Below are 9,319 nucleotides of genomic sequence, written 5' to 3' on the forward strand. Positions count from 1 at the left end.
GCCGCGCCGACGCCCTGTTCGACCTTGGCGACGCGCTGCTGTGCGCCCCAGCACCGTTTGCGTCCCTGCCGCACCTGAGCCTGGACCCGGCCCACCAGCGCGGCTGGGGCAGCACCTACGCCGCGCTCGTCGCGGGGCGGATCGAGGGATCGGCAGGCCGTGGATGCGGTGCGCCGGTGCATCGACTGGAAGTACGCGCTGGGTTGGAGTTGGGCGATCCGGGGTTCGACTTCAGGGTGCTGTCGGAGTTTCGCGCGCGGCTGGTGGCCATCGGCTGCGGGGCGGGGCGCTGGATCTGCTGCTGGGGCGCCTGGCGGCACTGGGGCTGGTGGGGGCCGGGGGCCGGCAGCGGACCGATTCCACCCACGTGCTGGCTGCGGTGCGGAACCTGCACCGGCTGGAGTTCGTCGGGGACGGCGCGGGCCGCGCTGGAGGCCCTCGCCGCCGCCGCGCCGGGGTGGCTGGCGAGCGTGATCGACGACGCCTGGGTCGGCCGCTACGGGGCACGGGTGGACTCCTACCGGCTGCCGGGCAGCGAGGACAAGCGGCGCGAGCTGGCCGTGCAGATCGGGTGGGACGGCTACCGGCTGCTGGAGGCGGTCCACGCGCCGACCGCGCCGGGGTGGCCACGGGAAGTTCCCGCGGTGGGGGTGCTCCGCCGGGTGTGGGTGCAGCAGGACTACCGGTCGGTCGACGGCGACCGGAGGAGGTACGGCGGCGGGAGGCGGACACAGGCGGTCTCTGGCCGGGCAGGTTGCGCTTGATCTCGCCCGACGACCCCGATGCCCGCTGCGGCGTCAAGCGTGATCACGCCTGGGTCGGCGACAAGGTGCACCGCACCAAGACGTGCGAACAGCCCGACCCACACGTGGACCGACAGCCTCTGCCGAACCTGGTCACGAACGGAGCCACCACGGATGCGACCGTGCCGGACGTGGCGATGACCCAGCCCCATCCACGCCGAGCTGGCCGGCAGGCAGCTGCTGCCGGGCGAGCATCTGGTGGACGCCGGCTACACCTCCGCCGAGCTGGTGCTCACCTGCGCCCAGGCGGACCTGACGCTGCTCGGCCCGGTCCTGTTGGACACCTCGCCGCAGGCCCGGGCCAACACCGGGTTCGACCGTGCCGCGTTCCACATCGACTTCGACACCCGCCAGGTCACCTGCCCGCAGGGTGTGACCAGCGCCTCGTGGGCCCAATGCCGCCAACGCGGCCAGGGCGCGATCGTGGTGAAGGTCCCCGCCGATGCCTGCCGCGCCTGCCCGGTCCGCGACCAGTGCACCCGCGCCGCCGGGCGCTATGGCCGTCAACGCACCCTGCACCATCGCGACGTGCACCAGGCCCTCCAAGACGCCCGCGCCCAGCAGAGCACCAACGAGTGGAAGGCCCGCTACGCCAGCCGCGCCGGCGTCGAAGGCACGATCCACCAGGCCGTCGCCGCCACCCGGGGTCCGCCGCACCCGCTACCGCGGCCTGCCCAAGACCCGCCTGGGACACTGCTTCGCCGCTGCCACCGCCCTCAACCTGATCCGCCTGGACGCCTGGTGGACCGGCACACCCATCGACCGGCCTTGCCGATTTCTCCTCGGATGGCGGCGAGTTCGCCTTGGTGCTGTTCCCGCAGGTGGGCAGCTTGGCTGCGGGCGGTGGTGATGGCATGCTCCAACAGGTCGGTCTGCTCGTAGGTAGCCAGTAGCGCCTGCATCACCGCGTGTTCGAGCTGGTCGGCGGGTAGCCGGTCGGCTGGGCAGGTGCTGCGGCCGTAGCGGTGGCGGGTGTAGCAGGTGTAGGAGCGGTAACACTGCCGCCGGCCGTGCGGGGCGACCCCCAGGTAGTGCTTGCCGCGGCGGTCGCAGATCATCCGCCCGGCGAGCAGATAGGCGGCCCGCGCGCTTGGGGGTGTCGCCCCGGTCAGCGCGCAGGTCGTGGGCCGCGTTGGTTCCTAACCCTCTGCCGTGATGTGGGTCCCTGCGCCGCACCCCGTAGCCGTTTGAGCCGGTCGTGCACGCCAAGCTCGGCGATGACCTGTGCCAGCGACCAGGCTCGGTCGGCCACCCCGTCGGCCAGGCTGGGGAAGCCCAGCGGGCTGCTCGAGCCAGTGCGACCGAGCTGACCCGGCAACGTTGCCCGGTTGACGGCAGGCTCCCAAGGCCTCCACGCTGCGGGAACATCTCCGCGCTGCCAGAACAGAAGAGCCCTCGAGGCGTCAAATGGGGTAGATGTTTGTGGGGAGGCACTGGTATATGGAAATCCGCCGCCCGAGCCCGCCAGGCTTTAGGCGCCTGCGGATGTGGCTCCACCTCCGCAAGCTCGCCGACGACGTCGAGCGATGGACTCAAACGCACTTTCTCCTTGCCCTGACCACGATGATCGTCGTTGCCCTGGCCAACGAGCTGATGCTCTTCGGCACTGACCTCTCCCGATGGGATCCGCTCTACATCACGTCCGTCCTGGCCTTCACTGTTGGAATCCGTCTGGCGCTGGAATTGGCGCCGCGGATACGTCTGACACTGGTCCGGCTCTCGAGGAGAGGCGCTCTCTCCGTCACCAGGGAAGAGGTCGCCGGGTTCACCAGGGATCTGGAGACCCGCGCTCAGGCTTGGGCCGAGCGAGCTGGTCTCCTGATCGCACTCCTGATCCTCATGGCCTTCGTCGTGGCCTTTGGCCCTCGCATCCGAACCGAGATCTGGTTCACGATAGTGTCCATGGCGGCCGGCTACCTGGCTGGCCGGGCTGTCGGGCGCGCCGTCACGTACGGGACGCTCGGATCGTTGCTCCAACGACGAGGCCTGGCACCCATCGTCCAGCCCGGTCATCTCGATGGGGCGGGCGGCCTGAAGCCGGTCGGGGAGTTCTACTTCTTCCAGGCGATGGTGCTGGCCATCCCCGCCCTCTTCCTCGCCACGTGGTGGGCGATCATCCCGTTTCTGGGGCGATACGAATACTGGCGCCGACCCTACCTCGCCCTCCTCGCAGTCGCCCTGACAGTGGAGATCCTGGCGTTCATCGCGCCGATGTACTCGTTCCACCAGACGATGAAGCAGCAGAAGGTGGAACAGCTCGCCGAAGCCGATGAGCTCAGCAGGGAGGTGAGCCAGCTGCAGTCTCAGCTGGTGAAGGCGGGCACGGACAAGGAACGTGAGGCCCTTAAGGAACGGCTGTCGCTCATGACCGAGAGGTACGCGGCGATCGAGCGGATGCCGAGCTGGCCTGTCGATAGACGAACGCGCCGACGGTTCACGGTCAATAATCTCGTCCTGTTCCTGCCCCTCATCAGCAAGGCCCTCAGCCTTACGAGCCCCTGGAAGGACATCGCCGACGAGCTGTCTCGCCTTGTCTCCCAGTGAGGTGTATAGCCGAGCGTCTCACCCCGCTCGCCGACCGTGCCGCCGCCCGGCTCGCGCCTAGACCCAGCCGATCGCGTGCTGCTCCTGCACGCCCACGATCCAGTCGAACCCCACCGGCGGTGGTGGGAACGGCACTGTTGCATCTGGGCGAAGGGCGTCGCCAGCGAGTAGCAACGTGGAGGCGCTTCCTGCCCAGAGGGCTGCAAGAAGTGCCCAAAGCGATCAATCCCGAGTGTCGAAGGCGGCGTTCAGGGCTCTGGTGGAGGACGGCGACGGCGGTAATCACCAGATGCAACAGTGTCGCTGATGCGAACCGGCAGCTCACCGGACCCGTTCGCATTTCCGTACCCTACGGCCTGGACTGGCTGCTGCTCCTCGGGCCGAGGTCACCTGCTCACGACGCGAATCCGGGTTCCGCGCCCAACAGTCGAGCGGAGCAAGTCGCGTAGCGGCAGTAGACATCATTGGGCTATGATGGGCCTATGAACCGGGTGCAGACGATGGTGCAGCTCACCGACGAGCTGGTCGACCTCCTCGACCGCGAGGCCGCCCGGCGTGGCGTGTCGCGCTCGGCGCTCATCCGCAGCGCGCTCGAGGAGTTCCTCCGCAACGACCAGGAGATGGCGATCAGCCAGCAGATCGTCGACGGCTACATGCGGATCCCACCCGCGACCCCGGACGAGTGGGGTGACCTGGCGGCCGTGACCGACCAAGCGAGCGTCGACCTGCTGCGTCGCCTCGACGCCGAGGAGGGCCGCCAGGGACTCCAACCGTGGTAGCCCGTGGTGAGATGTGGTGGTATGAGGATCCACGAGCCGGTCGCCGACCCTTCCTCGTCCTCGCCCGCAACGAGGCCATCCAGGTCTTGAACCAGGTGCTCGGGGTGCCGGCCACACGCACGATCCGAGGTATCCCTACCGAGGTGGAGCTCGACCGCTCAGACGGCATGCCGACGCGGTGCGCTCTTACCCTCGACAACCTCACGGTCATCCGCGTCGCCCTGTGCACAGGGCGGATCACCCGGCTCTCGCCGGAGCGGATGCACGCCGTCTGCGAAGCGCTCCGGCACGCCACCAGCTGCTGAGCAGCCCAACAGCACCATCAAAGGCGGGCGCTGAGACTGTTATGGGTATGGGTTGTCAAACGCGGTCGGGTGGCCGGGGGAGTCGCACCCTGAAGGTGCGCAAACGCGTTCATGCAGCTCGCCGGTACTCGTGCAGCAGACCGCCTTCGATGCACCCTGCCTCGCCGAAACTCGCCGACAACGGTCAGCCCGGCGGGCTGATCTGGCGCTTGCAGCCCGAGCGCCCGGTGCGGGCGGTGGCCGTTGTCATGCTGGACGCAGAACCGAAGGGCCCGCTCAAGGTGGCCGCGCCCAACGAGCAGCAGCCAGTCCAGGCACTCGGCACGGACCGTCCGCACCCAGCGCTCCGCGTAAACGTTCGCCTTGGGCGCCCGCACCGGCGTGAGGAGCACCTGGGCGCCCTCGGAGCGGACTACGTCATCGAAGCTGCGGGGGAACTTCGCGTCATGGTCGCGGACAAGGGAAGCACAGCTGTCGTCCCTGCTCGCCCAGCGCCAGCAGCAAGTTGCGGGCCTGCTGGATGACCCAGCCGCCGTCGGGGTTGGCGGCACCCCGGCAAGATGGACCCGTCTGGTGTCCAGTTCGATGCAGGAACAGCACGTACAGGTCGTTGGCGGCGTCGCCGCGGGCGAGCAGCGCGAGCAGACGGATGGAGCGGCACAGCGTGAGTAGGCGAGTTTCGATAGCACCAGGGATGGCCTCCGCAGGCGGGGCGGCAGGGCGCCAACCATACCGAACCACGGGATCCGCGAAACCCCAGCTCAAAGCCTACGTCCGAGTTTGCGTACCCTACACGCCTACGACCTGCGCAAGCTCCGCGGCACCATCGCATCGCCAAACCGGGCACGTCCCGCCGGTACCTGGTCCCGCCCACCGCCGCCCGCACGATCGCGGCCCTGCTCGCCCTGCGCGACCAGGTCATCGGCCCCATCCTGGCCGGTGTCCGCAGCCCGCGGCTGGGACGCAACCCCGCCCACTGGACCCGCGTCCGACCGCGACGACGAGACCCTCCGCGTCGGCATGCAGGCCCGCTTCCACGACCTCGGCATCGCGGCTGGCACCGCAGCGGCATCGACAACCTTTGTCGATCCGGATTCCTCAAGCGGCTAGGGGGGCCGCAGTGAGCAGGACGCGCTGCCCACGCGCTGAACGCAACAGCGCCCCGGGGGTCAATGCGGCGTGTTCAGTGCAGCTCGTAGCGGCGTTTCTCGACTACCACCGGCAGACCGTCGAGCTCGTCGAGCTGAAGCTCGACCGGGACGTCCCGCTCGGGGTCGACGGTGACTTCCAGCACCGGCCGGCCGTCCCGGAGCTTGACGCCGACGCCGGTCACTCCGGGTAGCCCGAGGATCTGGCTCTCGTGGCGCCGCTGAACGGCCACCGCGTCGTCGTACGTCATCGTCATGCCTACAGTATAGGATGACCGCCGAGCTGGCAGGGCGCCTATTCGGCCCGGCACGCCGGCAGCGGAGCACGCCGCGGGGAGCACCGGGCGGCGGAATTTCTGTCCATCGCTGTATCTCGGAGGTCCGTCGCGCCTCCTTGTTAGCAGAGCCGCGTTAGCAGAGCCGCGTTAGCAGAGCCGCCGGGGGGTGGCCCAGCTGTGGAGGGGGATGTCAGGTATGCCATCGCTGGATGAACTGATCGCCATCAAGCAGCAGGTCGAGGCCCGGTTCCTCGCCCAGCCTGGCGTCACGGCGGTTGACGTCGGCTACAAGGAGGTAGGTGGCCGGCTCACCGACGAGGTCGCGATCCGGGTGCATGTCGAAGCCAAGCGCGACGACGTCCCCGACGACCAGCGCGTTCCCGCGCAGATCGACGGCGCGGTGACGGACGTGCTGGAGCGCAAGTACGAGCTGCAGGTGCTCGCCAAGGAGCTCGACGTCGCCGCGCAGGCCGACACCACGCATTACGCCAGCCTGCAGGGCGGCATCAGCATGGGCCCGACCCGGGCGGTCAACGGCTTCGTCTTCGCCGGCACGCTGGGCGCCATCGTGATCGACAACGTCACCAACCAGCATGCGGCGCTGACCAACTTCCATGTGGCCTGCGTGGACAACACCTTCTCCATCGGAGATCGGATGGTGCAGCCGAGCCGGATCGACACCGGCGTGGTCCCGACCGACGAGTTCGGTTCGCTGCTGCGGGCTACGCTCTCCGCCGCCGTCGACGGGGCAGTGGTCTCGATCGACGCGAGCAAGACGAGCACCTGCCAGGTCGTCGAGATCGGCAACGTCAAGGGGACCAAGGCGGCCACCCTCGGGATGACCGTGCGCAAACGTGGCCGCACTACCGGGTTCACCCACGGCATGGTGGACGGCCTCACCCAGACGGTGAAGATCGACTACGGCGACGGCATCGGGGTGAAGACGCTGACCAACCAGATCAGCATCGCGGCCGACACGACCCAGAACCCGGTCTTCTCCGACCACGGCGACTCGGGATCGGTCATCGTCGACGATTCCGGCTTCGTGGTCGGGCTGCTCTTCGCGGGCGCCGGGACGAGCACGGTCGCGAACCCCATTGCGGCGGTGCTCTTCGAGCTGCATATCTCGATGTGTGTCGGCAAGTCCATCATCAAGGACATCAAGGACGGCCGGAAGGACTTCATCAAGGACAAAGACAAGGAGTTCCGCAAGGAGCTCATCAAGGAGAAGGAGCTCCGCAAGGACCTCGTCCCCGACAACAAGCTGCTGAAGGACGTCCGCGACCGGATCCCAAGGAAGATCGTCGAGGTTCCGATCCCTGGCGGCCCGGGTGAGCAGGGTCTGTCGCAGCCCGGCGGACCGGGTCTGGGTGGCCAGGCGGCCCTGGAGCAACGACTGGCTGCGCTGGAGAGCCAGCTTGGGCAGCTGACCGGCTTCATCGGTGCCGAGCTGCGACCGGATCTGTCCGGCTCGGCGTTCTCGGGCGAACCTCAGCTGAGCGACGCCGAGGTCACCGAGCTGCGTGCCGAGCTCGAGCAGCAGGTGGCCGACGCGGTCGCGGCGAAGGCCGAGCTCGACGCCCCGCACCCGTAGACCGATCGCGCCAGCCCGCACGGAGCAAGCCTGCACCGACCCTTCCATCGGGCCCTTCCACACCGGAGACGGCGATGCTGCTGGTGCTGTGCGGACTCGACGATCCCGGCGCGCTCTGGTTCGCGCGCCGGGCTGTCGAGAGCGGTCTCGATTGCTCGGTCGTGACGAGCGAGGCGCTGTCGTACGTCCGCCGGATCTCGCACCAGCTCGGCCGTGATGGCGTGCATACCACGGTCGAGCTGATCGACGGGACGGTGCTGGTCGACGAGTTGGCGGCCGGCCCTGGCGGGGTGAGCGGCGTGCTCAACCGGATGCTCGAGCCTCCGGCCCAGGCGTGGCAGTATGCTGCTCCGGCCGAACGCGACTACGCCGCGATGGAGCTGCACGCCGTCGTCCTGAGCTGGCTGCATGGGCTGCGCTGCCCGGTGCGCAACCGGCCCGAGCCCGACTGCCTCGCCGGCCCGGTCCGGCACCCGTTCGTGGCGGTCGCCGCGGCCCACGCGGTGGGGCTGAGCTGCCCGACCGTGCGGTTCGACAGCGCGGCACCGCTCTGGCCGGCCGACGCCCTGCTGGCCGCCGCGGCGGCGGCGGCCGGACGGCCGGCGCGGGCGGTTCACGTTGTCTGCCTCGACGGCGAGGTGCTCGCTCCTGAGGTGCCGGAGGCGGTGGCCGGGGGGGTGGCGGCCTTCACCACCAGGATCGGTGCCGGTGAGGCGCTGATCGGCGTCGATTTCGTCGTCGGCCCGTCGGGATGGTGGTTCGCCGGGCTGACCCCCCTGGCGGACCTGCGGGCCGGCGGTGCGGTGCTGTTCGACCGGCTCATCGAGCTGCTGGTCCCCGGCCTGATGGTGGCCGTGCCATGACGGTCCTGGTGTGGGGGGTGCCCACCGAACCGCCGACCGCGATGGTGACCCGGGAGCTGGCCGAGCTGGACGCGGACGTGGTCGTGCTCCATCCGCGGGCTGCGGCCGCTCAGCAGGTCCACGTCGTGATCGGGCAGGCAGCGGGCAGTCCGGACCTCTCCGGCACCCTCCGCACGGACAGGCGCTGCGTCGACCTGTCCGCCGTCGTCGGCGCGTACCTGCGCCCGGTCGAGCCGGGTCTGGTGCCGGAACTCGCGGGGCAGCCCGAGACGGCCCCGGAGCTGACGCACGCCCGGAGGGTGCACGACGCGCTCATCGGGTTTACCGAAGTGGCCCCGTGCCTCACCGGCTGCCGGGTGGCGAATCGGGTCTCCGCGATGGCGTCCAATACCTCGAAGCCGTTCCAGGCGCAGGCCGTCGTCCGCCACGGGTTCGCCACTCCGGAGACGCTGGTGTCCGACGATCCTGACGAGGTTCTCGACTTCGTCGACCGGCATCGCGACGTCGTTTACAAGTCCTGCAGCGGGATCCGCTCGGTGGTCACCGCGTTCGATCCGGCCGCCGACTCCGAGCGGCTGAACCGGCTCCGGTGGTGCCCGGTGCAGTTCCAGGAACGGGTACAGGGGCCGGACGTCCGGGTCCACGTCGTCGGTGACGAGGTGTACGCGGCGATCGTGCACACCACCGCGATCGACTACCGGTACGCCCTGGCGCAAGTAGGTGCCGATGCCCGCCTTCAGGGCTACCGGCTCGACGACGAGCTGGCGGGGCGCTGTCTCGCCCTGGCGTCGGACCTGGATCTGCCGTTTGCGGGGATCGATCTCAAGCTGGCGCTCGACGGCCGCGTGGTGTGCTTCGAGGTCAACCCGTCTCCGGGATTCTCCTGGTTCGAGAGCGAGACAGGGCTGCCGATCGCTCACGCGGTTGCTCGCTGGCTGCTCGGCGGCTGAGCACGCATCGAGCCGACCCGGGATGGAGGACTGACCGGAGTCCACAGGCGGGTGG

General features: G+C 69.3%; 10 protein-coding genes. 8 read left to right on the top strand and 2 right to left on the bottom strand.

The genetic code is table 11. From position 1 onward, the window contains the following. From VG276_20990 to VG276_21010, 5 genes are all read left to right on the top strand, one after another. The coding region (locus tag VG276_20990; GenBank protein HEV8651801.1) for a hypothetical protein at positions 1-764 on the top strand (764 nt) is incomplete at its 5' end. 237 nt (positions 765-1,001) lie between these two features. Then, positions 1,002-1,685, top strand: a complete 684-nt coding sequence (locus VG276_20995) for a transposase (protein HEV8651802.1) — start codon at positions 1,002-1,004, stop codon at positions 1,683-1,685. Between the two features lie 603 nt (positions 1,686-2,288). Then, on the top strand, positions 2,289-3,347 hold the full coding sequence (locus VG276_21000; protein HEV8651803.1) for a hypothetical protein: 1,059 nt from the start codon (positions 2,289-2,291) through the stop codon (positions 3,345-3,347). Positions 3,348-3,829: 482 nt separating this feature from the next. After that, on the top strand, positions 3,830-4,126 hold the full coding sequence (locus VG276_21005) for a CopG family transcriptional regulator (protein HEV8651804.1): 297 nt from the start codon (positions 3,830-3,832) through the stop codon (positions 4,124-4,126). Next, positions 4,120-4,431 (top strand): type II toxin-antitoxin system PemK/MazF family toxin, encoded by a 312-nt coding sequence (locus VG276_21010; GenBank protein HEV8651805.1) that lies wholly within the window; start codon positions 4,120-4,122, stop codon positions 4,429-4,431. The genes VG276_21005 and VG276_21010 overlap by 7 nt, the downstream gene beginning before the upstream one ends. Before the next feature lie 17 nt (positions 4,432-4,448). Here the strand turns inward: VG276_21010 and VG276_21015 are convergent, their stop codons facing one another. Beyond that, positions 4,449-5,162, bottom strand: a complete 714-nt coding sequence (locus VG276_21015; protein ID HEV8651806.1) for an integrase core domain-containing protein — start codon at positions 5,160-5,162, stop codon at positions 4,449-4,451. A gap of 452 nt (positions 5,163-5,614) precedes the next feature. Then, the gene (locus VG276_21020; GenBank protein HEV8651807.1) at positions 5,615-5,830 is read right to left on the bottom strand and encodes a hypothetical protein; all 216 of its coding nucleotides are present in this window, start codon (positions 5,828-5,830) and stop codon (positions 5,615-5,617) included. A gap of 223 nt (positions 5,831-6,053) precedes the next feature. On the opposite strand from VG276_21020, the gene VG276_21025 reads away from it, so the two are divergent. The 3 genes from VG276_21025 to VG276_21035 all read left to right on the top strand — a co-directional run bounded on the left by VG276_21025 (position 6,054) and on the right by VG276_21035 (position 9,264). Next, the gene (locus VG276_21025; protein HEV8651808.1) at positions 6,054-7,451 is read left to right on the top strand and encodes a trypsin-like serine protease; all 1,398 of its coding nucleotides are present in this window, start codon (positions 6,054-6,056) and stop codon (positions 7,449-7,451) included. A gap of 74 nt (positions 7,452-7,525) precedes the next feature. Further along, positions 7,526-8,314 (top strand): hypothetical protein, encoded by a 789-nt coding sequence (locus VG276_21030; protein ID HEV8651809.1) that lies wholly within the window; start codon positions 7,526-7,528, stop codon positions 8,312-8,314. Positions 8,315-8,355: 41 nt separating this feature from the next. Continuing rightward, the gene (locus VG276_21035) at positions 8,356-9,264 is read left to right on the top strand and encodes a hypothetical protein (GenBank protein ID HEV8651810.1); all 909 of its coding nucleotides are present in this window, start codon (positions 8,356-8,358) and stop codon (positions 9,262-9,264) included. The last annotated feature ends 55 nt before the right edge of the window (positions 9,265-9,319 follow it).

The sequence above is a fragment of the Actinomycetes bacterium genome (assembly GCA_036000965.1).
Taxonomy (GTDB): domain Bacteria; phylum Actinomycetota; class CALGFH01; order CALGFH01; family CALGFH01; genus DASYUT01.

Excerpts from the sequence above, each read along its gene's own strand:
- VG276_21000 (HEV8651803.1), top strand. The coding sequence starts at position 2,289 with ATGTGGCTCCACCTCCGCAAGCTCGCCGACGACGTCGAGCGATGGACT.
- VG276_21020 (HEV8651807.1), bottom strand. The coding sequence starts at position 5,830 with ATGACGTACGACGACGCGGTGGCCGTTCAGCGGCGCCACGAGAGCCAG.
- VG276_21005 (HEV8651804.1), top strand. The coding sequence starts at position 3,830 with ATGAACCGGGTGCAGACGATGGTGCAGCTCACCGACGAGCTGGTCGAC.
- VG276_21015 (HEV8651806.1), bottom strand. The coding sequence starts at position 5,162 with ATGGTTGGCGCCCTGCCGCCCCGCCTGCGGAGGCCATCCCTGGTGCTA.
- VG276_21030 (HEV8651809.1), top strand. The coding sequence starts at position 7,526 with ATGCTGCTGGTGCTGTGCGGACTCGACGATCCCGGCGCGCTCTGGTTC.
- VG276_21025 (HEV8651808.1), top strand. The coding sequence starts at position 6,054 with ATGCCATCGCTGGATGAACTGATCGCCATCAAGCAGCAGGTCGAGGCC.
- VG276_21035 (HEV8651810.1), top strand. The coding sequence starts at position 8,356 with ATGGTGACCCGGGAGCTGGCCGAGCTGGACGCGGACGTGGTCGTGCTC.